This is a genomic window from Streptomyces sp. NPDC058664, from assembly GCF_042716635.1.
Lineage (GTDB): Bacteria > Actinomycetota > Actinomycetes > Streptomycetales > Streptomycetaceae > Streptomyces.
Genome location: NZ_JBHXRW010000011.1, coordinates 141896 through 164946, shown reverse-complemented (window position 1 = coordinate 164946; position 23051 = coordinate 141896). Strand labels below are relative to the sequence as shown.

Sequence of the window (23051 nt, the reverse complement as noted above, 5' to 3'; positions counted from 1 at the left end):
CGCTCCGGTTCGGTACCGGGATCGCTCCTTCACTCCCCGTACACCCAACTCCCCCTGGAATGTGGGTTTCCGCGAGCACGCTGCCCGCGTGAGACGCATCCTGGGAATCATCCTGGCCGTCCTGCTCCTGGGCGGTGTGGCCGCCGTCCTCGTGACGGGCGGCGACAAGGACACGGGCACGGCAACGAAGACCGTGCGAGGAGTCATCGGGTCGGAGAAGGCGGAGTTCTTCGCCGACCCGCAGGTGGTGAAGGCCCTGGCCGCGAAGGGCTTCACCGTGGAATCCGAGACCTCCGGGTCCTGGGACATGGAGGAACTGCCTCTCGACGGATACGACTTCGCCTTCCCCTCCGCCAAGGGTCCGGCCGACGCGCTCCGCGCGAAGGCCCAGAAGCAGGCCGGGGACAAGGCGACGACCGCCCCGCTGCGGCCGTTCTACTCGCCGCTCGTGGTCGTCGCGCACAGCGCCGCCGCCCGGGTCCTCGCCGGGAACGGCCTGGCGACCCTCGGCCCGCGCGGCACCAGCGGCACCCTGAGGATGGACGCCTACCTCGCGGCGGCCCGCGCCGACCGGACGTGGCAGCAGCTCAAGGGCTCCGCCGGGCACGCCGAACTGAGCGGCACCCTCTTCATCACCTCCACCGACCCGGTCGCCTCCAACTCCGGCGCCCTCTACCTCGCCGCCGCGAGCTACGTCGCCGACGGCGGGCGGGTCGCCGGCGACAAGGCCGCCGTCAGCCGCACGGCCCCGCTGCTCCGCAAGCTCGTCCAGGTGCAGGGCGCCCAGCAGTCCGGCTCGGACGCCCCCTTCCGGGACTTCATCAGCGGCGTCGGCAATCCGCTGGTCCTCGTGTACGAGTCACAGGTCGCCACCCAGCTCCTGGCCGGCCGGCCGATGGGAGACCTCGTCGTCCTCTACCCGGACACCACGGTCAACAGCGACCACACCCTCGTACCGATCACCGCGAACGGCCGGGAGCTCGGCGAACTCCTCTCCGACGACTCCGAGTTGCGCAAGCTCGCGGTCCGCCACGGCTTCCGGCCGCAGGGCGCGGCGAGCGAGTTCACCGCCGCGACCGACGGCCACACCGAGTACCTCAACCAGACGCTGACCGGGGTCCGCCAGGCGCCCGTGCCCACCGGCAAGGTGCTGCGCGACATGGCCCTGCGCGCCCGTGACCAGGGGGACACCGCATGACCACGCCCGAGGATCCGAGAAGGACGATGGCCCTGACACCGCCCGAGCACGACGCCCCGCTGGTCCTCACGCCGCCGGAGCCCGTCCCCGTGGTCCGTGCCGCGCAGGCCTCCGGCCTGGTGCCGCTGGACGAGGCCACCCGTACGGAGATGGCGCGGCGGGCCGCCGAGTACGTCGGCTCGATCGAGGGACTCGACCCTCGCTCCCCCGAGTTCGCCGGCCGCGTCGGCGAGATCGCGGCGCTCGGCGCGGGCGAGATGCGCGCGGCGGCGCAGCAGTCGAACCGCATGCTCGACCGCACGGTCCGCTCGCTCGGCTCCGGCGCCTCCGGCGGCGGCGCCGAGTCCCGGGTCGGCACCTCCCTCGTCGAACTCCGGCGCACCGTCGAGGACCTGGCCCCCCAGGACACTCCCGCCAAGGGCTTCAAGGGACTCCTGTCGAAGCTCCCCGGCGGCAACAAGTTCCGCGACCACGTCGCCAAGTACGCCTCCTCGCAGACCACTCTGAACCGGATCGTCCAGTCCCTGCGCGACGGCCAGAACGAACTCCAGCGGGACAACGCCGCGTTGGAGGTCGAGCGGGGCCGACTGTGGGAGACCATGGGCAAGCTCCAGGAGTACGCGGTGCTCACCGAAGCCCTCGACGCGGCCGTGGAGCGGCGCGTCGCGCTCGCGCCCGATCCGGAGCGGGCGGACGCACTCCGCGCCGACCTCCTCTTCCCGGTGCGGCAGAAGCACCAGGACCTGCTGACGCAGCTGGCCGTCTGCGCGCAGGGGTACCTGGCGATGGACGTGGTCCGCCGGAACAACGTCGAGCTGATCAAGGGCGTGGAGCGGGCGGCGACGACGACCGTGTCGGCGCTGCGGATCGCGGTGATGCTCGCCTCCGCGCTCGAACACCAGCGGAAGGTCACCGAGCAGGTGAACGCGCTGCGCTCGACGACCGAGGACCTGATCAGCGGCAACGCCGAGATGCTGTCGTCGCAGGCCGGTGAGATCCAGCGGATCGCGGCGGACCCGGCGGTGGGCGCGGAGACGCTCCGTACCGCCTTCCAGCAGATCTACCGGACCCTGGACGCCATCGACACGTACAAGGCGCGGGCGACGGAGTCCATGGCGGCGACCGTCGAGTCCCTTTCCGCCGAACTCCACCAGGCGACGGCCCACTTGGAGCGCAGCCGCCGCACGGGCGCCCTGGAGGGTGGCACCTCCGCATGACGACCTCCCACGGCTCCCGGTCCCGCCCCCGCGCCCGCCTCCTCAGGCGTACGTTCACCGGGCTCGCCCTCGCCCTGCTCGTGACGGCCACCGGAAGCTCCTGCGACACCGACCGCACCGGCCCCGACCGTGACGGCGCCGACCGGAACGGCACGGAGTTCGTCCCCGGCACGCTCCGCGTCCTCGCCTCCTCCGAGCTCGCCGACATGGAGCCCGTCCTCGACACGGCCGGGCGGGCGACCGGCGTCCGGGTCCGTCCCACGTACGTCGGCACCCTCGACGCCGTCGAGCGGATCGCCTCGGGGAAGGCCGACAAGGAGTACGACGCGGTCTGGCTCTCCTCCAACGACTACCTCCGGCTCGACCCGGCCGCCGCGCGCCGGATCACCAGCGAGACGCCGATCATGACCTCGCCGGTCGCGCTCGGGGTGCGGCCCGCCACCGTCACCCGGCTCGGCTGGGACCCGGCGAAGGTCACCTGGTCGCAGCTCCACCGGGCCGTCGCCGACGGGAAGCTCAGCTACGGCATGACGGACCCGATGCGCTCCAACTCCGGCTTCTCCGCGCTCGTCTCGGTGGCCTCCGGGCTCTCCGGAGCGCAGGCCGCGCTCACCGGGGCGGACGTGCGCCGGGCCACGCCGAAGCTCAAGGAGTTCTTCACCGGGCAGAAGCTGACCTCGGGCTCCTCCGGCTGGCTGGCCACCGCCTACGGCCGTCGCGGCGACGTCGACGCGCTCGTCAACTACGAGTCGGTGCTGCTGTCCTCGTTCCCGGTCGGCGACCTGACCGTGATCCGGCCGACCGACGGCGTCGTCACCGCCGACTACCCGCTCAGCGTGCTCACCTCCGCCCGTCCCGAGGCGAAGGACGCGGCGCGCCGGCTCACCGACCACCTCCGCTCCCCCGAGGTCCAGGACCGGATCACCACGGCGACGCTCCGCCGCCCGGTGGTACCCGGTGTCCGCCCGGCGCCCGCGCTCGCCCGTGACCTGCGGCGCGAGCTGCCGTTCCCCGGCAGCCGGGCGGTGGCGGACGGGCTGCTCGACGCGTACGACAACACCCTGCGCAGGCCCTCCCGCACGGTCTACGTGCTCGACACCTCGGGTTCCATGAGCGGCGAGCGGCTCGAACGGCTCAAGGCCGCCCTCGTGGAGCTGACCGGTGACTTCCGGGACCGGGAGGAGGTCACCCTGATGCCGTTCGGCTCCGCGGTGAAGGAGGACGAGGTCCGTACCCACAGGGTCGACCCGGCCTCACCGCGGAAGGCACTCGACGCGATCAAGTCCGACGCGGCGAAGCTCACGGCCTCGGGCGGCACCGCGATCTACTCCAGCGTCCAGGAGGCGTACCGCTTCCTCGGCAAGGCGCCCGGCGACACGTTCACCTCGATCGTGCTCATGACGGACGGGCAGAACACCGACGGCGACCCGGCCACCGCCTTCGACTCCTTCTACCGCTCGCTGCCCGCCGAGCAGCGGCGGACCCCGGTCTTCCCGATCCTCTTCGGGGACTCCGACCGGGGCGAGCTCGACCACATCGCGAGCCTGACCGGCGGGCAGCTCTTCGACGCCACCAAGGGGTCGCTCGACGGCGCCTTCGAGGAGATCCGTGGCTACCAGTAATCCGCTGCTCCGGTACGCCGAGTCCCGCAAGAACCTCCTCGGCAGCGTCTGCGGCCTGGCCGGTGTGGGCATCGCCCTCACCGGCGCCGCGGGCGCCCTCTGGCCCCTGGTGATCGCGGGCCTGTACGGGGCGGGGGCGCTGATCGCCCCGCCCGAGCGGCCCGACACCCCGCACTTCCCTGACGCGGACGAGCAACTCGTGGCGCTGCGCGGCGACTTCACGACCCTGCGCGCGTATCTGACCGAGGTGGAGCTGCCGCCCGCCGCGCGCGAGCGGCTCACCGCACTCGGCACCCTCGTGGGGGCCCTGCTCGAACCGGGCTCCGTGAGCGACCCGGAGCACCTGCACGTGCTGGCCCGTGCGGTCCGCCAGGACATCCCCGAGGCCGTCGACACCTTCGTACGGACGCGGTGGTGGTCGCGGTTCGCACCGGGCGCCGAGCCGCCGGAGACCCACCTGGAACGGCAGCTCGCCGCGCTCCACGAGGAGGCGACGGCGATCGCCGCCACGCTCCGGGAGGCGGAGGCGATCCGCCAGGAGATCCTCACGCGGTACGTGGAGGGGCGCGGCGACGGCGGACATGCGCCGGCCCCCGGGGCCTGAGGGGGCTCCGGGGGCCGGTTGCGTCGTGGTGGGCCGTCGTGACCCCACTGGTCAGGGCGGTATCTCGGGGCAACCCACCACGAGTCTGCGGTGCGGGATCAGCCCAGGCGCTGGACCAGCGCGTGGTACTCGTCCCACAGCTCCTTCGGCGTGTGGTCGCCGAAGGTGTTCAGGTGGTCGGGGACGAGGGCGGCCTCCTCGCGCCACACGTCACGGTCGACCTTGAGGAGGAACTCCAGGTCCTCGGCCGGCAGGTCCAGGCCGTCGGTGTCGAAGGACTCCGGGGTCGGCAGGATGCCGATCGGGGTCTCGACGCCCTCGGCCTTGCCCTCCAGGCGCTCGACGATCCACTTCAGGACGCGGCTGTTCTCGCCGAAGCCGGGCCAGACGAACTTGCCGGCGTCGTTCTTGCGGAACCAGTTCACGTAGTAGATCTTCGGGAGCTTCGTGGCGTCCGCGGAGGCGCCGACCTTGACCCAGTGGGCCATGTAGTCGCCCATGTTGTAGCCGCAGAACGGCAGCATGGCGAAGGGGTCGCGGCGCAGCTCGCCGACCTTGCCCTCGGCGGCGGCGGTCTTCTCGGAGGCGACGTTCGCGCCGAGGAAGACGCCGTGGTTCCAGTCGAAGGACTCGGTGACCAGCGGGACGGCGGAGGCGCGGCGGCCGCCGAAGAGGATCGCGGAGATCGGGACGCCCTTGGTGTCCTCCCACTCCGGGGCGATCGTCGGGCACTGGCCGGCCGGGACGGTGAAGCGGGCGTTCGGGTGGGCGGCGGGCGTCTCGGACGCGGGCGTCCAGTCGTTGCCCTTCCAGTCCGTGAGGTGGGCCGGGGCCTCCTCGGTCATGCCCTCCCACCACACGTCGCCGTCGTCGGTGAGCGCGACGTTGGTGAAGACGGAGTTGCCCCAGAGGGTCTTCATGGCGTTGGCGTTGGTGTGCTCGCCGGTGCCGGGCGCGACGCCGAAGAAGCCGGCCTCGGGGTTGATCGCGTACAGACGACCGTCCTCGCCGAAGCGCATCCAGGCGATGTCGTCGCCGATGGTCTCGACGGTCCAGCCGGAGATCGTGGGCTCCAGCATGGCCAGGTTCGTCTTGCCGCAGGCCGAGGGGAACGCGGCGGCGACGTACTTCGCCTCGCCCTGCGGCGGGGTCAGCTTGAGGATCAGCATGTGCTCGGCGAGCCAGCCCTCGTCACGGGCCATGACGGAGGCGATGCGGAGCGCGTAGCACTTCTTGCCGAGCAGGGCGTTGCCGCCGTAGCCCGAGCCGTACGACCAGATCTCGCGGGTCTCGGGGAAGTGCGAGATGTACTTGGTGGAGTTGCACGGCCACGGCACGTCCTCCTGGCCCTCCTCCAGGGGGGCGCCGAGGGTGTGGACGGCCTTGACGAAGAAGCCGTCGGTGCCGAGCTCGTCGAGGACGGCCTGTCCCATGCGGGTCATGGTGCGCATGGAGACGGCGACGTACGCGGAGTCGGTGATCTCGACGCCGATGGCGGAGAGCGGGGAGCCGACCGGGCCCATGCAGAAGGGCACGACGTACATGGTGCGGCCGCGCATCGAGCCGCGGAAGATGCCCTCGGAGCCCGCGAAGAGCTCCTTCATCTCGGCCGGGGCCTTCCAGTGGTTGGTCGGGCCCGCGTCCTCCTCCTTCTCGGAGCAGATGAAGGTCCGGTCCTCGACGCGCGCGACGTCGGTCGGGTCGGAGGCGGCGTAGTACGAGTTCGGGCGCTTCACCGGGTCGAGCTTCGTGAAGGTCCCCTTGGCGACGAGCTCCTCGCACAGGCGCTCGTACTCGGCCTCGGAGCCGTCGCACCAGACGATGTTGTCCGGCTGGGTGATCTCGGCGATCTCGCTCACCCAGGAGACGAGCTCCTGGTGCTGGGTCGGAAGGGTCTGGGGAGCCGCGTTGTCGCGCGCCACGATTGCTCCTTGTAGAGGGGTTTTTTGGTGTGTGCCCCGTGGGGGCCGCGACCCGGATGCTTCGTAGCTGCTCATCCGGTGCCGACCGCACTCATTTGATCATCCGACGGATCCGCCCATATGTCCAGGGGGCCGCCCACGTGAGCATCGCCACTCATATCCGCCGCCTACGGAGGCGTAGGTACGATTCGTTCTCATGACAGCAACGCCGGAAGCCACCCCGATCGAGCTCCCCACGTCGCTCCCGATAAAGCCCCGGCTCAGGGGCTGGCTGCACGCGGGGATGTTCCCCGCCGTGATCGTCGCCGGCCTCGTCCTGGTCGCCCTCGCCGAAACCCCCCGGGCCCGCATCGCCTGCGGGATCTTCGCCGTCACCGCCTGCCTGCTCTTCGGCACCAGCGGGCTGTACCACCGCGGCAACTGGGGTCCGCGCGGCGAGGCGATCCTCCGGCGCCTCGACCACGCCAACATCTTCCTGATCATCGCGGGCACCTACACCCCGCTCACCCTGCTGCTGCTCCCCGCCTCCAAGGCCGAGCCGCTCATGTGGGCGATCTGGGCGGCGGCCCTCGCCGGCATCGCCTTCCGGGTCTTCTGGGTCGGCGCCCCTCGCTGGCTGTACACGCCCTGCTACATCGCGATGGGCTGGGCCGCCGTCTTCTTCCTGCCCGACTTCATGCGCGCCGGCGGCGTCGCCGTCCTCGTCCTCGTGATCGTCGGCGGACTGCTCTACAGCGCGGGCGGGGTCATCTACGGCATCAAGCGCCCGAACCCGTCACCGCGCTATTTCGGCTTCCACGAGGTCTTCCACTCGCTGACCCTGGCCGCCTTCATCGCCCACTACGTGGGCATCTCCCTGGTGGCCTACCAGCAGGCCTGACGGCCCCGAAGGAACCGGCCCGGCCGCCCTCACGGACGGGCCGGCGCCCCCAGCGCGTCCCTGAGCACCCGCGCCGACTCGGGATTGTCCGCGCACCCCCACACCCCGTGCGGGCAGTAGTCGGTGACCGTCTGGTACACCGGCCGGTGCCGGGCGAACCAGTCGAGCATCCCCCGTACGTACGCCGGGTTGTCCCCGTTCCGGAAGAGCCCCCACTCCGGGTACGAGACCGGCTTGCCGTGCGCCGCCGCGAACCGGACGTGGTGTTCGAGCCCGTACTCCTCGGCCACCTGGTCCTCGAAGGTGAGCCCCTCGGGCTGGTCGTACGCGTCCATCCCGATGACGTCGACGACGTCGTCCCCCGGGTAGCAGCGCGGCCACTCCACGGCGTCCCGTCCCCGGCTCGGCGTGAAGTCGAACCGGAACCGCTCCCCCGCCACCCCCCGCAGCACCCCGACCACCCGGCGCCAGTACGTCTTCCAGGCCGCCGGGTCCGGGCCGCAGCGGTGGCTGTACGTGGTGCCGTTCATCTCCCAGCCGAGCACCAGGACCGCGTCCCCGAGACCGTGCTCGACGAGCCGCTCCCCCAGCACCCGGAAGTGCCGGTCGTACGCGCCCGCGGCACCGCTCCGCAGCCCCGCCCGCACCTCGGCGTCCGGCAGGCCCTCCTCGCTGCGGTCGAGCAGCGGCACGTTGAGCACGAAGAGGCGCCCCGGCCGCGCCTCCTTCCAGCGCGCCCAGGGCCCGAAGAGCGCCGGATGACCCTCGATGTTGGACCAGCGGTCGCCCGGCAGATAGGTGTGGCCGACGGCCAGCGACCCGCCGCCGAGCCAGGCCTCCGCCTGGGCGATCCTGCGCACCCCCGCCTCGTCGGAGCCGGTGAAGAACCCGGAGGGCACCCCGGGCGGGGACGCCGGTTCGGGCGCGGCCCGGCTTCCGGTGTGCCGCTCGCCGGGCGCGATCCGCTCGGGTGCGAGCAGGAGCACGAGAACGGCCGCGAGCAGCACGGCGAGTGCGGCCCGCGGCCAGGAGAGGAAACGGTTCACGTCAGCTCGTCCAGAATTCCCACCACCGGGTCAGGATCAGCATCCCGATGATCCCGATGTGCAGGACGGGCAGGGCGAAGGTGAACTCGCCGAGGAAGGTCCGCAGCCCCGCCGGCGCGGGGATCAGCCGGTGGCGGACGTTGTGCGCGGTGACGTACCAGAACATGACGATGGTGGCGACCCAGGCCAGGCAGCACCACAGGCAGAGCGCGTTGATCTCGTACAGCGACTGGTACATCAGCCAGGTGCAGAAGCCGACCCCGAAGAGCATCCCGGCGTCGAGGCCGAGCCAGAGCCAGGCCCGGTAGCGGGCCCCGGCGAGCAGCCCCGCCCCGAGGGCGACGACGACGGCGTACGTGACGAGTCCGAGCATCGGGTTCGGGAAGCCGAACACCGCCGCCTGCTCGCTCTTCATGATGTTGCCGCAGGAGACCACCGGGTTCAGGCTGCACCCGGGCTGGAATCCGGGGTCCTCGAGCAGCTTGAACTTGTCGATCGTGATCACCCAGGCGGCGAGCACGCCGGCCGCCCCGGTGATCATCAGCAGCCAGGCGAAGGCCCGGCCGGCGCCGGTCGTCCCGTCGTCCCGCACGAGCCGTCGCTGCCCCGGTACGCCCTGGACATCCACCGTCGCCATGTCGCCGCCGCCCGTCGCCCGTTCAGCCCTGCAGTCGCCGGACCGGCAGCACGACGTGCGCCCCGCCCGACATGAAATCCTCATCGGTGAGGAAGGAACGCAGCTGCTTCTCCGAGATCGGCTCGCCGGGCGTGGCCTCGGGCCAGGGACGGACGGAGCAGACCAGGTAGGCGTGTCCGAGCTTCTTGGCGGCCGCCTCCCACTCCGCCGGCACTGAACACTGCACCTTGAGGAACGGCAGGGTGAGGACCGCCTGCTGGGCCTCGACGAGGAGGTGGGCGTCGACACCGGACTCCTGGGACGCGTCGACCACCGGTCCGCCGACGGTCAGACCCATGCCCTCCACGGCGACCCGCATGGCTTCCGCACCGGCCTCGGGACCCCCACTGCCGTTGCCGAGCGAATACACCATCAGGTATGCGGCGGCCGGCTTTTCCTCGGTGGGACCGGTGGTCCAGAAGACGGTCGCGAGGCTACCCAGCGGGGAGGCGCTGCGCGCCTCGGAAACGACATTCGAAGAAGTCATGGGTCCGGATGCTAGTGGTCGCATGCCCGCAACTCCCCACCCTGTTCACCCGATCGGCCGACATTCACCCGGCCGGCATTTCCACCACAACAAATCAGCGTTTTCCTCGTTGTTCCCTCAGGGTATTTCCCTCCGCCTGTGGCGGGGCCTCCGGACCACCAGGAGATCACTCATGACCGTCACGCGCCGCCTCGCACTGCGGTCCCTCTTCACCCTGACCGTCGCCGCCTTCACCGGTGGCACGCTCGCCCGTATCGCCATGACGCCCCGGAACGGAGCGGCGGGCGGAGCAGCCGCCCCCGACGCGCTGTCCGGCGAGACGTTCGACGAGATGTACCGGGGTCGCCGCATCCAGGGACGGCCGGTGCCCGCCGACGGGATCGAGGTCCTCGTCGACGACCGGCCGCTGCATCTGATGCGCTGCGCGGACGGCGGCTATCTCACCCCCATCGATCACTACCAGACCCATCCGACACCGCTGGCGGCCACGCGCGCGGCCGTGGACGAGCTCGGGTCCGCGCCGCTGACCCGCTTCGCCGCCGCCCACGGCGTCCACCCCCGGAGGGAGTCCGCGTGGCCTACACACGTAAGAACCAGCGCGATCTGACCAGCGCCGAGCGGAAGAAATTCGTCGCCGCGGTCCTGGAACTGAAGCGCAGCGGGGTGTACGACGACTTCGTCCGCACCCACATCGACTACTACACGTCCGACGGCGAGGGCCGCCTGCGCGTGGCCCACATGGCACCCAGTTTCCTTCCATGGCACCGCAAGTTCCTGCTGGAGTTCGAGCGGGCGCTGCGCCGGGTCGACCCGACGGTCACCGTGCCGTACTGGGACTGGACCCGCGACAACACCCCGGCCGCCTCCCTCTGGAACGACGACTTCATGGGCGGCAACGGCCGGCGCGGCGACCTCCAGGTGATGACCGGGCCCTTCGCCCGGGCGGGCGGGCGCTGGACCATCACCCACGGAATGACCGAAGGCACTTTCCTCACCAGGGACTTCGGCCGCCCCCGCGACCCGATCACGCTCCCCACCGGAGCGGACCTCGACGAGGTGATGCGCGAGACGGTGTACGACGTGGCGCCCTGGAACTCCACGAGCGCCTCCGGCTTCCGCAACCGCCTGGAGGGCTGGGCCCCGGGCCGGGGCAACGAGCGCTTCCGGATCCACAACCGGGTGCACCGCTGGGTCGGCGGCCTGATGCTGGGCGGCGCCTCGGTCAACGACCCGGTCTTCTGGCTCCACCACTCCTTCGTCGACCTGCTCTGGTCACGCTGGCAGCGGCGCAACCCGCGCGCCGGCTACCTGCCGGCGCAACCCCCGCCACCGGGTGACTCGCAGTACGGCCGGATCGCGGCCCGCGACGAGCGGATGGGCCCGTGGGGCGTCACCCCGGCGCAGATGCTCGACCACAGCGCGGTCTACCGGTACGCCTGAGGCGCACGAGCGGGCGCGCCGCACACGCGGGAGCGGCCCTCCGGCGGATGCGCCGGGGGCCGCTCCGTGTGGAAGGGGATCAGCCGCCGTAGCCACCGTCGTGGTGATCGTGACCGTCGATGTTCGCGCAGGTGTTGCCGAACGTCGGGTTGAGCAGACCGATGACAGTGACGGTGTTGCCGCACAGGTTGATAGGCACGTGGACCGGGACCTGGACGACGTTGCCGGAGGCGACACCGGGGGACGCGGCGGCGATGGCGTCGGCGCCCGAGTCGGCGACGGCCATGCCGGCTCCGCTGAGGGCAACGGCACCCGTGCCGGCGAGGACAGCGGCAGCCTTCGCGATGCGAGACATCAAGAACTCCTTGGACGTGGAAAGTCGACCGCGAGAATCACGGCCACACAGTTCCGTTCAACGCCGAAAAGGCGCACGAGTAACGGCCCTTAGGCCGGATGGGACGAAATGAAAGGATGAAGGCCCGCAGACCGATGGTCCTTCCGCCGCCGGATACGACGGGCCGAACCTCCGGACCTGCGGGCCGCGGCCATGCGACAAGCCTTCTGTTGTAACGAGCAACGACCCTTAGGGTTGCGGGGAAGAATCGTGTCTTCATCCGCCGGGCCATTGGCCGTACGAAGGAGCCTCCGTCAGGCCGTCGGCTGCGCCAGGCCCAGCTGGGGTTCCAGCACCCCGTTCACCGCGGGGGTGACGACGCCGGCGTCCGGCATCGTGAGGTCCGGGAGCCCGGACCTGTCGCCGCGCGGCAGGCCGACCGGGCTGCCGACCCCGGCCGCGGGGGTGGCCGCCTTCAGGGGCGAGCCCGGGGAGGTGAACAGGGCCGTGCCGAGCCGGCTCCCCTCGATGACCTCGGGAAGCGGGGCGGCGAGGACGGTCCTCGGGAGCGTGCTGGAGACCGGGACCCGCGGCAGGCCGATGTCCGGCAGGCTCCGGGAGCTCCCCTCGTGGAAGACGGTGGGGGCGCCCGGCACGGGCAGCGGAACACCGGTGGCCACGGTGGGCGCGTCCATCGGGATGGCCGGCTCCAGGCCCTGGAGCGGGACGACCACCGGGGCCTCGGCGGCGGAAGCGGGGGCGGCCATGGCCGCGGAGGCGAGAGCGGTCATGAGGATTCCCATGCCGGCTTGTGATCGCAGGTTCATGACTGCGTGTGCCCTTCGGAGAGTAACGGCGGTGCGGTGGAGCTGTGTCCTGTGAACGAGCCCTCCGGTGAGAACGTCGCGAAAATTCGCCTGGGTGCAGCAACGCCGAGGGTCCTCACCGGTGACGGTGAGGACCCTGGTTGACAGGCGGTCAGCCTGAGTCGTCAGTGCAGGCGTTCGGAACGCCCGGCGCGTCCGGCACGGAGACGGACGACCGTTCCACCGAGGATCAGGGCGACGCTGACGGCCGCGGCGCCCGTCAGTACGGCGGTGTCACTTCCGGTGTCGGGGAGCTGGGGCTTACCCGGTCCGGTCGGGCTGGGATGGGCCGGGGTGGTCGGCGGCTGGGTCGGCTCACCCGGCCCCGTCGGATGGCCCGGCCCCGTCGGATGGCCCGGCCCCGTCGGATGGCCCGGCCCCGTCGGCTCACCCGGCTTCGTCGGCTCACCCGGCTTCGTCGGGTGCCCCGGTCCCGTCGGTTCACCGGGCTTCGTCGGTTCACCGGGCTTCGTCGGATGACCCGGTCCCGTCGGCTCACCGGGCTTCGTCGGGTGCCCCGGTCCCGTCGGCTCACCCGGCTTCGTCGGGTGCCCCGGTCCCGTCGGTTCACCGGGCTTCGTCGGCTCACCCGGCTTCGTCGGCTCACCCGGCCCCGTCGGCTCACCCGGCCCCGTCGGCTCACCCGGCTTCGTCGGATGGCCCGGCCCCGTCGGCTCACCCGGCTTCGTCGGGTGCCCCGGTCCCGTCGGTTCACCGGGCTTCGTCGGCTCACCCGGCTTCGTCGGCTCACCCGGCTTCGTCGGATGGCCCGGCCCACCCGGCTCACCCGGAGGTGTCGGCGGAGTGGTCGGCTCACCAGGGTGCGTGGGGTGGCCCGGCTTCGTCGGCTCACCAGGGTGCGTGGGATGCCCCGGCCCCGTCGGCTCACCCGGCTTCGTCGGGTGGCCGGGAGGTGCCGGGTTCTCGCCCGGGTGGTCGGGGGTTTCGTCGTCCGGGCCGTCCCCGTAGCCGTCGGGGTCGTCGACGGCCTGGGCGCAGAGGTCACGGACCGCCCTGGTGGCGATGTCGCCGAGCTTCACGGAGTCCCCGCACAGGCTCATCGAGAGAGGGGCCTGACGATGGTGGCCCGCGCCGGGCCCCGGTGTGTCCCCCGTGGAGTTCGCCGCTACGGCGAAGCCTCCGGTCAGCGACAGAACGCCCGTCGCGGCTGCGGCAGTGAGCAGCTTCCTGGTGATGATGGATCGCATACCGCTCTTCCTCTGGAGAAAGGGAGAGACCGGCGGGGAGTAGTCCCCTCGCTCCGACCGGTCTTCCCGCGCACCCAGTGCGTCAGTCGCTGACGAACTGGTCACGGAAGATCGGGACTCGGGGACACCGGGCGGATGCGCCGCAGCGACCCACGAGCCGACCTTTCGTGGATGATTGGCGAGAGCGTAAGGAGCGGCACACGCCGAAGAACCGGACCCCCACGGCAATAGATCGGAAAATCATTCGATCAGCCGATCGCAGTGAGCAGCGGTGAGGTGTGCCGGAGGGAGCGACCGCCGGAACCGGGCGGAGCCTGGGTCCGTTCCAGAGGGGTCGAGACCGCGCTGCGCGGTCGTTCGCGCAGGAAAAGGGGCGCGGGGATTCCGTTACCGAGGAAGCGTCAGCCGCCCAGCGGGATGCCACCGAGCAGCGGCGCCTTCCTGGCGGTCTCGTTCAGCTGCCCGGAGACCTCGCCCACGGCCTTGACCGGGGAACCGTCCGTGGTGCTGCTCAGCGCGTCCGTCTCCAAGCCCTCGCTGGAGATCATGCCGAGACCCCCGTCAAGGCTGGTGGGAAGCTCCGCCGGCCCCATCGCCATGGCGGGCGCGGCGGCACCCAGGGCCATGACGGAACCGGCGACGATCGCGGCGACCTTGATGGGCTTCATGGAGTGAGTCCTTCCTCTAAGCGTCGATGCGTCTTCTTCACAAGCAAGTCGCCTGCCGCGCGGTGGGGTTGAGCGTCCCCGCGCGTCCTTCTGCTTCTGTAACGAGGGGTGTGCTCACCGGAAACTCCGGGGTGACGACACTGCACCCGAATGAAGGGCCCGGTCGTATTTGCCGATCGGGCGGGCGAACGCCGTACCGACCCAGGAGTGCCGGGCCGGGACGGTGAGGCGGAGTAGCACCCGGGGGCGCACGTTTGTTCCTTTTCCGTACGCGTCGGACGGCTTTCCCCTCACCGCGCCTGCGGGTATAGCGCTCCGCGATGGAGGAACTACTGAGCGCCACGCATTCGTTCGGGTGAATCCGCCCCTCCGGCCTGCTACTCCCAGGGGCGTGCGCCGTTGCACCGGGCGGCGCACGAGGGTGCGTCCGGACGGGCGGAAGGCCGGCGCGCACACCCCGGAGGGGCGGCGCACCGGCCTCGGGAGGGCCGCGATCGTGTGCGGGGTCAGGCGTTGACGCAGGTGTTGCCGAAGGCGGGGTTGAGGGCGCCGATGATGTTGATGCTGTTGCCGCAGAAGTTGATCGGCACGTGGACCGGCACCTGCACGACGTTGCCGGACAGGACGCCCGGGGATGCCACGGCCACGCCCTCGGCGCCGGAGTCGGCGACGGCGACACCGGCGGCACCCGCGACGGACGCGGCGACGGCCACGGACAGGACGACAGCCTTTGCGATACGGAACATGGAGAAGCGCTCCTCGATCGATTGCGAACCACTCGGACCGGAAGGCCGGCGGTGTGACCGGATCTGCCCGGCTCCTTCAACAACGCGGTTCCATTTACTCGGTTGCGCTCTCGAATGGGTGATTTTCAAGCCGCCTTTGGGCCATCAGAGGGTTTTTCGAGCGAGTGAGCCAGGAATGGCGCAACACACCCAACGAGGAACCGGACGCCTGGATACGAAAGTTAGTCTTTGTGGGCATCTAATGCTTACTATCGCCCGGAATCAGCGTTATAACGTTCCCCGACGTCGCCCACGGCCCAGCCGCGCGGCCACTCTTTTCGCGCGGCCGACAGTCTCCTCTTACCCGATCTCAACGGGTGTTTCCTTGTTTCTCTCATCAAAGCGGAGAACCTGCATGCGGAATTCAACGGTTCTTGCTGTACGCCGCGGCGTGCCGCGCGTCCGGTCCGGCACCACCCGGCGCACGGTGCTTTCCCTCCCGGCGGACGCCGGACGCTGACATGCTGCCTCCACGAGAACCGGACCGCTCCCTCTCCGTCCTGCACGCGGTCCAGCCCGGGGACGGGGGCGTCGCCCGTGTCGTCGCGGACCTGGTCCGCGACCAGCTGCGCGCCGGGATGCGGGTCACCGTCGCCTGTCCGCCCGGCACGCCGCTCGCCGCGGCCGTCCGCGTCGAGGGTGCCGACGTGTACGCGTGGCGGGCCGGACGCGACCCCGGTCCCCGGTTGGTCCGCGAGACGCTCGGCCTCGCCCGGCTGATCCGCACCGCCCGCCCGGACCTGGTCCACGCCCACAGCGCCAAGGCGGGACTGTGCGCCCGGCTGGCTCTGCGCGGCGCTCTGCCGACGGTGTACCAGCCGCACGCCTGGTCCTTCGAAGCGGTCGAAGGCACGGTCGCCGCGCTGGCCCGGCGCTGGGAACGCCGGGCGGCCCGCTGGACCCGGCGCATCGTCTGCGTGAGCGAGGCCGAGCGCCGCACCGGCGAGGAGGCCGGCGTACGCGCCTCCTGGTCCGTCATCCACAACGGCGTGGACGTGGCCAGGTTCGCGGACACCTCCGCCGACGCCGTCGCCCGCGCCACCGCGCCCAGCCGATCCGGTGACGGACCCGTCGTCGTCTGCGTGGGCCGGCTCTGCCGGCAGAAGGGGCAGGACACCCTGCTCGCCGCCTGGCCCGCCATCCTCGCCCAGGCCCCTACGGCCCGTCTCTTCCTGGTCGGTGACGGCCCGGACGGCGAGCGACTGCGGACCGCGGCTCCTCCGTCGGTGCGATTCACCGGCGCCGTCGACGACACCGCCCCTTGGTACCGGGCGGCCGACCTCGTCGTCCTGCCGTCCCGTTGGGAGGGCATGGCACTCGCGCCCCTGGAGGCGATGGCGAGCGGCCGTCCAGTCGTGGTCAGCGACGTGGACGGCGCGCGCGAGAGCCTGCCGCCGGGCCACGAACCCCTGTGCCTGGTCCCGCCCGGGGACCCGGCCGCCCTCGCCGTCGCCGTCGGCCGCCTTCTCGGCCGGCCGGAGCTGCGGCGGTCGCTGGGCCGCCAGGCCCACGAACACGTACTCAGCAGATTCGATGTGCGGCGCACCGGCGCCGCCGTCGCGGACGTGTACCGCGAGCTGGCCGGAGTGCGGTGCACCGAGCGCAGGGAGCCGATCTCGCCGTGACCACGGAAAGCACCAGCGTTCCTCCCGCGCCGGGGGCCTGGCCCCCGGCGAGCCGGAGCCACGCTCCCGGACTCGCCTCCCTCGCGCAGCGGCGCGGCGCCGCCGACCGGCTCGCGCTGCCGCCGCGCCGGACCGCGCGGACGCGGTTCGCCGCCGTCCCACTGGTGGCGGCCGACTCTCTGGCCGTGCTGCTCGCGGCCGGACCGCTCGCCGAGCCGCACCGCGAGGTCCGGCTGCTCCTGCTGGTCGTCGGGAGCGTCCTCGTACTCAACGGCCGTGCCGGACTGTACCGGCCGGGGCCTTTCGCCTCCGTCCTGGACGAGCTGCCCGCGCTGGCCGCCCGGGTCGGCGTCGCGTGGTGTGCCGCGGCCGCCGCCGTCGCCGTGTACGCCCCGGCTCTCGCGATCGGTCCGGCCGCGCTCTGCTCCGCGTACGCCACGCAGCTCGTCACCGTGTGCCTGCTCCGCGGCGCGGTGCACGCCCGCGGGCGGCGGACGGCACGGGCGCATCCGAGGTCCGCGCTGGTCGTCGGAGGGGCAGCCGCCGCGCGGCGGTTCGCGGCCACCCTCGGGCAGCATCCGGAGTACGGGATCCGGCCGGTCGGGATCGTCGGCACACGGCAGGGCGACGACTCGCCGCAGCCGACCGGGGAGATGGGGCCGCCGGTGCTGACCACCACGGAGGAGATCCACCGCGCCGTCATCCAGAACACCGTCCTCGACGCGGTGTTCCTGACCGACGACCCGGATCTGGTGATGCTCTTCCAGCACTACGGGTGCACCACCTGGCGGGTGGGCGAGCAGCGGCACGGCGGACAGATGGGTGAGCACCTGTGGGGGTACGCCTGCCGTCGTCTGGTACCGCCGGCCGAGCGGCGCGGTCTGACCGCGAAGCGCGTCCTCGACGTGACCCTGGCCGGTCCGGCACTGGTGCTCGCGCTGCCCGTGCTGCTGCTGTGCGCGGTGGCGGTACGGCTCTCGGACGGGCCCGGTGTGCTGTTTCACCAGGAACGAGTGGGGCAGAACGGGCGGCTGTTCACGCTGCTGAAGTTCCGTACGCTGCGCCCGGCCGACGAGACCGAGTCGGCGACGCGGTGGAACGTCGCCAACGACCGCCGCATGAGCGCGGTCGGCGGCTTCCTGCGGCGGACGTCGCTGGACGAGCTGCCGCAGCTGTGGAACGTCCTGCGCGGGGACATGAGCCTGGTCGGCCCGAGGCCCGAACGTCCTTATTTCGTCGCTCAGTTCAGCAAGGTCCACGCCGGGTACGTCGACCGCCACCGGATGCCGGTGGGGCTGACCGGCCTGGCGCAGGTGCACGGACTGCGCGGTGACACCTCGATCGAGGACCGCTGCCGGTTCGACAACCACTACATCGACCACTGGTCGTTCTGGCAGGACGTCCGCATTCTGCTGCGGACCGCGGCCGGGCTCGTCCGGCCCGCGGGGAGCTGATGATGGCGACGGCCGTACCGGTACGCGTGCCGGGACCCGCGCTCTCGCCGGTGGCGGCGCGTCGGCGGACACGCGGCCCGCTCCGCCGGGCGGGGGCGCTGTCCCCGGTCCTCGCGGTGATCGCCCTGCTGCTCGTCCCGTCCGCCGGCGGTGCGGAGGGCGGCACGGGCGGTTCGGGCACGCTCGCCGACGCGGCCTCGGGGCTGCTCGTGCTGGTCTGCCTCGTACGGGTCCTGCGCGGCGGGGCACGCCCGCTGACCCGGGGCGCGGCCGTCGTGCTCGGGCTGCCGGTCCTCGGGATCTGCCTGTCGGCGATCACGTCGAGCGACCCGGCCGCGAGCCTGCCGGGCGTCGCCCGTTACGTACAGGTCTTCGTGCTCGTCCCGGCGGCCGTGCTGCTGACGATCCGTGACCGGCGGGACTTCGCGCTCGTCGCGTGGGCGCTGGTCGCTCTGGCTCTGTTCCAGGGCGGGATCGGCGTGGTGCAGTACCTGACCGGCACGGGCGCCTCGTACATGGGGGAGGACATCCGGGCGGTCGGGACGTTCGGACCGACCGATGTGATGGGCATGGCGACGATCGTGTCGTACGGACTCGTCGTCGTCACCGGGATCGCGCTGGGCGGCGGCGGAAGGACGCGGACGGCGGCGGTCGTCTGCGCGGGACTGCTGTGCGTGCCGCTGGTGGTGTCGTTCAGCCGGGGCGCGTGGATCGCGACGGTGCTGGCGTGTGCGCTCCAGCTGGTGCTGTCAGGGCTCCGGCGGGCCGGCCGGGTGGCACTGGTGGTGGGCGCGCTGGCCGTGGTCCTCGTCGGCGGTCTCGGCGTCGGCTCGTCGATGGTGAAGGAGCGGGTCTCCAGCATCACGCAGGTGACGGCCGCGCCGGACCAGTCGGTGACGGACCGTTACACGATGTGGGCGGCGGCGGGCCGGATGTGGCGTTCGGAGCCGGTGACGGGGGTCGGGCTGAAGGGCTTCCCTCAGTACCGTGACTCCCACGCCTCGCTGGCGCTGTCCTCGGGCAGTGACACGGCGGGTGCCGGCGCCGACTTCCGGCGTCAGCCACTGCTCTCCCCGCACAACATGTACCTGCTGGTACTGAGCGAGCAGGGCCTGGTGGGGCTGCTCGCCCTGGCAGGCAGCTGGGTGGCGCTCCTTGCGGGAGCGCTGTGGCGGCGCTCCCGGAGCGCGGACTGCGCGCTGGTGGCGGTCGGCCTGCTGTCCTGGCAGCTCATCGACTTCTTCTACGCGGACATCGGCGGCCCCTCCACAGTCCTGATGTCGGTGGTCCTCGGTCTGGCGGCCTGGTGGTCGCTGACGGAGGTGAAGCGTGCGTGACCCCCGGGGCGGGGAGCCGGAATCCACGGACGCGGTGACGGTTCCGGCTCCGGTCCCGGCGCCTTCTCCGGCCCCGGTTCCCGCGCCTTCTCCGGCTCCGGGACCGCCCGGGGCCGGGACGGCGGGGACCGGTGGCCGGGGCCGCCACCGGCTCCGCCCACAGCCGTCCTCCGGCCGGTTCCTCGCGCGGGCCGCCGCCGTGACCGCGGGACTCACCGCTGCCGGTGCGGCGCTCGGACTCGTACGGGACCAGATCCTGGCGCACTTCTTCGGGGCGGGCGCCGAGACGGACGCCTTCCTGGTGGCCTGGACCGTGCCCGAGTTCGCCTCGACGCTGCTCATCGAGGACGCGATGGCGCTGATCCTGGTGCCCGCGTTCAGCCGGGCCCTCGCACGGCGGAGCGGCGTCCTCTCCGGTGACCCGGTCCTCTCCCTCGTACGCTCCACCCTGCCCCGGCTCGCACTCGCCGTGAGCGCCGTCGCGGGACTCCTCGTCCTCACCGCACCGCTCCTGGTCGCCGCCCTCGCGCCCGGTCTCGCCGACCCCCGGCTGGCCGTCGACTGCACCCGGCTGACCGCGACCTGTGTACTGACCTTCGCGCTCGCCGGCTACTGCTCCGCCGCTCTGCGCGCCCACGGCAGCTTCCTGCCACCGGCCGCCATCTACGTGGCGTACAACATCGGCATCATCGGCACGGTCGTGGTGCTCCGCGAGCCCTTCGGCGTCCGGTCGGCGGCCGCCGGGGTCGCCGTCGGCGGTCTGCTGATGGTCCTGGTGCAAGCCCCTTACCTGGTGAAGGAGTTGCGTCGCCCACCGGAATCGGAACCGGCGGCGACGACGGCGCTCCCCGGCGACGGGCGGCTGCTCGTCCTCGGGCTCATCGCGCCCGTCATCGCCTTCGCGCTCTCCCGTCAGTCCCAGATCCTCGTCGAGCGCTTCCTCGCCTCCCCCCTTCCGGCGGGCGCCATCTCGCATCTGAACTACGCGCAGAAGATCGCGCAGATGCCGATGATCCTTTCACTGATGCTGTGCACGGTCAGCTTCCCCGTCGTCGCCCGCGCCATGGCCGCGGGCGACACCGAGGGCGCCCGCCACCGGGTCGAGCGCGACCTGCTGCTGGCCGCCGTCGTCGTACTCGTCGGCGCCTCGATCGTGATCGCCGCCGCTCCCCAGATCGTCGAAGTCCTCTTCCAGCGGGGGGCGTTCGACCGAGCCGACACCGACTCCACCGCCGCCGTCATGCGCGTCTACGCCCTCGGGCTGCTCGGTCAGACGCTGGTCGGCACCCTCGTCCGCTGCTATTTCTCCGCCGCGCGACCGCTCTGGTACCCGGCCGCCGCCATGGCCACGGGGCTCGCCGTGACCGCCCTCGCCGGAATCCCCGGCGCCCGCCTCTGGGGTGCGGTCGGCATCGCCGCCGCCAACGCGCTGGGCATCACGCTCACCGCCGTGATGCTGCTGCTCGGCGCCCGCCGCCAGTCCATCCCGGTCCGCGTCCGCTACCTCGGCGAAGGGCTCCTGCGGCTGGCCACGGCCGCCGCCTGGGCCACCGGCGCCGGCTGGTTCTGCGCCTCCTTCGTGAGCCCGACACTCCTCTCGCTCGCCGTCGCGAGCGTGGTCACCGCGTCCGTCTTCCTGCTCTTCACCGCCTTGGCGCCTCGCGCGCCCGACATCCCGCCCCTCACCCCCATCGCATCACGAAGGCTCGCCCATGCCCGTTGCCTTGGCGCCCCGCACTCCCGCGATTCGTCGTCTGCTGCCGAAGCCGCCTCCCTGGGTGGTGATGTACCACTCGATCGCGGACACACCGATTGATCCGTACCGGGTGACCGTCTCCCCCGTGCGTTTCGCCAGGCAGCTGCACTGGCTGAGCGACCGGGGGCTGCGCGGTGTCTCGGTACGGGAACTGCTCGCCGCCACGGTCGCGGGCCGCGCGAAGGGGCTGGTCGGACTCACCTTCGACGACGGATACGCGGACTTCCTGGAATCGGCGGTGCCGCTGCTGCGCCGCCACCGGTTCACGGCCACCGTCTACGTCCTGCCGGGCCGCTTCGGCGGCGCGAACACCTGGGACGGGGACGGTCCGCGCAAGCCGCTGCTGACGGAGGACGGCATCCTGCGCGCCGCCGAGGCCGGCATGGAGATCGGCTCCCACGGCCTGCGGCACGTCTCGCTGCCCGCCGCCGACGACGCGGCCCTCGCCGACGAGACCCGCCGCAGTCGCGCCCTCCTGGAGGACCTCACCGGGACGACCGTGGACGGATTCTGCTACCCGTACGGCCATGTCGACGCCCGCACGATCCGCGCCGTACGGGCCGCCGGCTACCGCCACGCCTGCGCCATCGATCCCGGCCCGCTGACCAGCGCGCACGCGTTGCCGCGCATCCACATCGACGAGCGGGACGCCGCCTGGCGCCTCACCGCCAAGCGTGTCCTGCACCCGCTGCGCCGCCGTCGTCCCGCCGATCTGGTGCCCGCCCCGCAGCGGCTGGTCGGAGCGGACGCCTCATGAAGGTCCTGCACGTCATCACCGGCCTCGGCATCGGCGGCGCGGAACAGCAGCTGAGGCTGCTGCTGCGCCACCTGCCGGTCGGCGCCGAGGTCGTGACGCTCACCAACCCGGGCGCGGTCGCCCGCGGCATCGAGGCCGACGGCACCCCCGTCACCCACCTCGGTATGGCCGGCAACCGCGACCTCGGCGCACTGCCCCGCCTCACCGGACTGATCCGCCGGGGCCGGTACGACCTCGTCCACACACATCTCTACCGGGCGAACCTGTACGGCAGGATCGCCGCCCGCCTCGCCGGGGTCCGTACGGTCCTGGCCACCGAGCACTCCCTCGGCGACACGCAGATCGAGGGCCGCCCGCTGTCCGCCGGTACCCGCGCCCTCTATCTGGTCGGCGAACGCCTGGGCACCACCACCGTCGCCGTCTCCCCCAGTGTCGCGCGCCGGCTGGAGGGGTGGGGGGTGGCCCCGTCCCGTATCCGCGTCGTGCCCAACGGCATCGAGACGGCCCGATTCGGCTACACCGAGGACCGCCGACGGCTCGCCAGGAAGCTGCTCGGTCTGCCCGGGGACGCGTTCGTCGTCGGCGGGGTGGGGCGGCTCGCGCCCGCGAAGCGATTCGACCGTCTCGTACGGGCGGTGGCGTCGGTGCCGGAGGCGCGGCTGCTCCTCGTCGGCGAGGGCGAGGAGCACGAGCGGCTGACGGCGCTGGCCCGTGAGTGCGGGGCCGCCGACCGGGTGCTGTTCACAGGGGCCTGCGAGGACCCGGCACCTGAGGGAGCCGGGGGTCCCGGCCTGCCGTCGCTGCTCGCCGCGATGGACGTCTTCGTCTCCACCTCCCCCGACGAATCGTTCGGCCTGGCGGTCGTCGAGGCGCTGGCCGCCGGACTGCCGGTGCTGTACGTGGCGTGTCCGGCGATCGACGACCTGCCGCCCGACGCGGCCCCGGGCGCCCGCCGGATCGGCGGGTCGGTCATCGAGATCGCCTCGGCACTGCACGGCATCCGGGACGCCCGGCTCACCCGGCTCCCGGCGCCCGCCGCGGCATCCCGCTACGACATCGCCCACAGTGCACGGCAGTTGCTGTCGCTCTACGAACAGGCCGTTCACGGCGCCCCTCTCCCCGCGAAGCGAGACACCCGATGACCCCTTCACGCTCCTCACGCTCGGCGA

General features: G+C 72.1%; 21 protein-coding genes. 13 read left to right on the top strand and 8 right to left on the bottom strand.

The window, feature by feature from the left end; translation table 11 throughout:
- Nucleotides 1–61 precede the first annotated feature (61 nt).
- Genes ACFWUY_RS12220 through ACFWUY_RS12205 form a run of 4 tightly spaced genes read left to right on the top strand, consistent with a single transcriptional unit; the run spans nt 62 to nt 4641 of the window.
- Complete coding sequence (locus ACFWUY_RS12220) at nt 62–1198, top strand: hypothetical protein (protein WP_384106045.1); 1137 nt, start codon at nt 62–64, stop codon at nt 1196–1198.
- Nucleotides 1195–2415 (top strand): toxic anion resistance protein, encoded by a 1221-nt coding sequence (locus ACFWUY_RS12215; RefSeq protein ID WP_384106042.1) that lies wholly within the window; start codon nt 1195–1197, stop codon nt 2413–2415. Before ACFWUY_RS12220 ends, ACFWUY_RS12215 begins: the two co-directional genes overlap by 4 nt.
- Nucleotides 2412–4037 carry a substrate-binding domain-containing protein gene (locus tag ACFWUY_RS12210; RefSeq protein ID WP_384106039.1) on the top strand — a complete coding sequence of 542 codons (1626 nt, stop codon included), beginning with the start codon at nt 2412–2414 and terminating at the stop codon, nt 4035–4037. Before ACFWUY_RS12215 ends, ACFWUY_RS12210 begins: the two co-directional genes overlap by 4 nt.
- Entirely contained in the window at nt 4024–4641 is a 618-nt protein-coding gene (locus ACFWUY_RS12205; RefSeq protein ID WP_384106036.1) for a hypothetical protein, read from the top strand. Before ACFWUY_RS12210 ends, ACFWUY_RS12205 begins: the two co-directional genes overlap by 14 nt.
- 98 nt (nt 4642–4739) lie before the next feature.
- Here the strand turns inward: ACFWUY_RS12205 and ACFWUY_RS12200 are convergent, their stop codons facing one another.
- Complete coding sequence (locus ACFWUY_RS12200) at nt 4740–6563, bottom strand: phosphoenolpyruvate carboxykinase (GTP) (RefSeq protein WP_384106033.1); 1824 nt, start codon at nt 6561–6563, stop codon at nt 4740–4742.
- Nucleotides 6564–6759: 196 nt separating this feature from the next.
- Here ACFWUY_RS12200 and ACFWUY_RS12195 point away from each other — a divergent pair, with 196 nt between their 5' ends.
- Nucleotides 6760–7443 carry a hemolysin III family protein gene (locus tag ACFWUY_RS12195; protein ID WP_384106030.1) on the top strand — a complete coding sequence of 228 codons (684 nt, stop codon included), beginning with the start codon at nt 6760–6762 and terminating at the stop codon, nt 7441–7443.
- Between the two features lie 29 nt (nt 7444–7472).
- Here ACFWUY_RS12195 and ACFWUY_RS12190 read toward each other — a convergent pair whose 3' ends face one another.
- From ACFWUY_RS12190 to ACFWUY_RS12180, 3 genes are read right to left on the bottom strand one after another with little or no spacing between them, the layout of a single operon-like run.
- The gene (locus ACFWUY_RS12190) at nt 7473–8489 is read right to left on the bottom strand and encodes a glycoside hydrolase family 26 protein (RefSeq protein ID WP_384106027.1); all 1017 of its coding nucleotides are present in this window, start codon (nt 8487–8489) and stop codon (nt 7473–7475) included.
- Nucleotide 8490: 1 nt separating this feature from the next.
- Nucleotides 8491–9126, bottom strand: coding sequence for a vitamin K epoxide reductase family protein (locus ACFWUY_RS12185; protein ID WP_384106024.1), 636 nt, complete (start codon nt 9124–9126; stop codon nt 8491–8493).
- A gap of 22 nt (nt 9127–9148) precedes the next feature.
- On the bottom strand, nt 9149–9652 hold the full coding sequence (locus ACFWUY_RS12180; RefSeq protein ID WP_384106021.1) for a DUF5949 family protein: 504 nt from the start codon (nt 9650–9652) through the stop codon (nt 9149–9151).
- A 172-nt stretch (nt 9653–9824) separates the two neighbouring features.
- Between ACFWUY_RS12180 and ACFWUY_RS12175 the strand changes: the two genes are divergently transcribed.
- Both ACFWUY_RS12175 and ACFWUY_RS12170 read left to right on the top strand, forming a co-directional pair.
- Nucleotides 9825–10259, top strand: a complete 435-nt coding sequence (locus ACFWUY_RS12175; RefSeq protein ID WP_384106018.1) for a tyrosinase family oxidase copper chaperone — start codon at nt 9825–9827, stop codon at nt 10257–10259.
- Entirely contained in the window at nt 10226–11092 is an 867-nt protein-coding gene (locus ACFWUY_RS12170) for a tyrosinase family protein (RefSeq protein WP_384106014.1), read from the top strand. The genes ACFWUY_RS12175 and ACFWUY_RS12170 overlap by 34 nt, the downstream gene beginning before the upstream one ends.
- A gap of 79 nt (nt 11093–11171) precedes the next feature.
- On the opposite strand, the gene ACFWUY_RS12165 is transcribed toward ACFWUY_RS12170, so the two are convergent.
- From ACFWUY_RS12165 to ACFWUY_RS12150, 4 genes are all read right to left on the bottom strand, one after another.
- A complete protein-coding gene (locus tag ACFWUY_RS12165) occupies nt 11172–11447 on the bottom strand; it encodes a chaplin (protein WP_384106008.1) in 276 nt (91 codons plus the stop codon).
- Nucleotides 11448–11740: 293 nt separating this feature from the next.
- Nucleotides 11741–12217 carry a hypothetical protein gene (locus ACFWUY_RS12160; protein ID WP_384106004.1) on the bottom strand — a complete coding sequence of 159 codons (477 nt, stop codon included), beginning with the start codon at nt 12215–12217 and terminating at the stop codon, nt 11741–11743.
- A 1684-nt stretch (nt 12218–13901) separates the two neighbouring features.
- Nucleotides 13902–14168, bottom strand: coding sequence for a hypothetical protein (locus ACFWUY_RS12155; RefSeq protein WP_384105999.1), 267 nt, complete (start codon nt 14166–14168; stop codon nt 13902–13904).
- Nucleotides 14169–14674: 506 nt separating this feature from the next.
- Nucleotides 14675–14914, bottom strand: a complete 240-nt coding sequence (locus ACFWUY_RS12150) for a chaplin (protein WP_384105993.1) — start codon at nt 14912–14914, stop codon at nt 14675–14677.
- 500 nt (nt 14915–15414) lie between these two features.
- Between ACFWUY_RS12150 and ACFWUY_RS12145 the strand changes: the two genes are divergently transcribed.
- Genes ACFWUY_RS12145 through ACFWUY_RS12120 form a run of 6 tightly spaced genes read left to right on the top strand, consistent with a single transcriptional unit; the run spans nt 15415 to nt 23024 of the window.
- On the top strand, nt 15415–16578 hold the full coding sequence (locus ACFWUY_RS12145; protein ID WP_384105986.1) for a glycosyltransferase: 1164 nt from the start codon (nt 15415–15417) through the stop codon (nt 16576–16578).
- A complete protein-coding gene (locus tag ACFWUY_RS12140; protein ID WP_384105981.1) occupies nt 16575–18032 on the top strand; it encodes an exopolysaccharide biosynthesis polyprenyl glycosylphosphotransferase in 1458 nt (485 codons plus the stop codon). Before ACFWUY_RS12145 ends, ACFWUY_RS12140 begins: the two co-directional genes overlap by 4 nt.
- A gap of 2 nt (nt 18033–18034) precedes the next feature.
- Nucleotides 18035–19369 (top strand): O-antigen ligase family protein, encoded by a 1335-nt coding sequence (locus ACFWUY_RS12135; protein ID WP_384106100.1) that lies wholly within the window; start codon nt 18035–18037, stop codon nt 19367–19369.
- Nucleotides 19362–21185, top strand: a complete 1824-nt coding sequence (locus ACFWUY_RS12130; RefSeq protein ID WP_384105978.1) for a lipid II flippase MurJ — start codon at nt 19362–19364, stop codon at nt 21183–21185. The genes ACFWUY_RS12135 and ACFWUY_RS12130 overlap by 8 nt, the downstream gene beginning before the upstream one ends.
- Nucleotides 21082–21882: a polysaccharide deacetylase family protein gene (locus ACFWUY_RS12125; protein ID WP_384105975.1), complete on the top strand. Its 801-nt coding sequence runs from the start codon at nt 21082–21084 to the stop codon at nt 21880–21882. Before ACFWUY_RS12130 ends, ACFWUY_RS12125 begins: the two co-directional genes overlap by 104 nt.
- Nucleotides 21879–23024, top strand: a complete 1146-nt coding sequence (locus ACFWUY_RS12120; protein WP_384105972.1) for a glycosyltransferase — start codon at nt 21879–21881, stop codon at nt 23022–23024. Before ACFWUY_RS12125 ends, ACFWUY_RS12120 begins: the two co-directional genes overlap by 4 nt.
- The last annotated feature ends 27 nt before the right edge of the window (nt 23025–23051 follow it).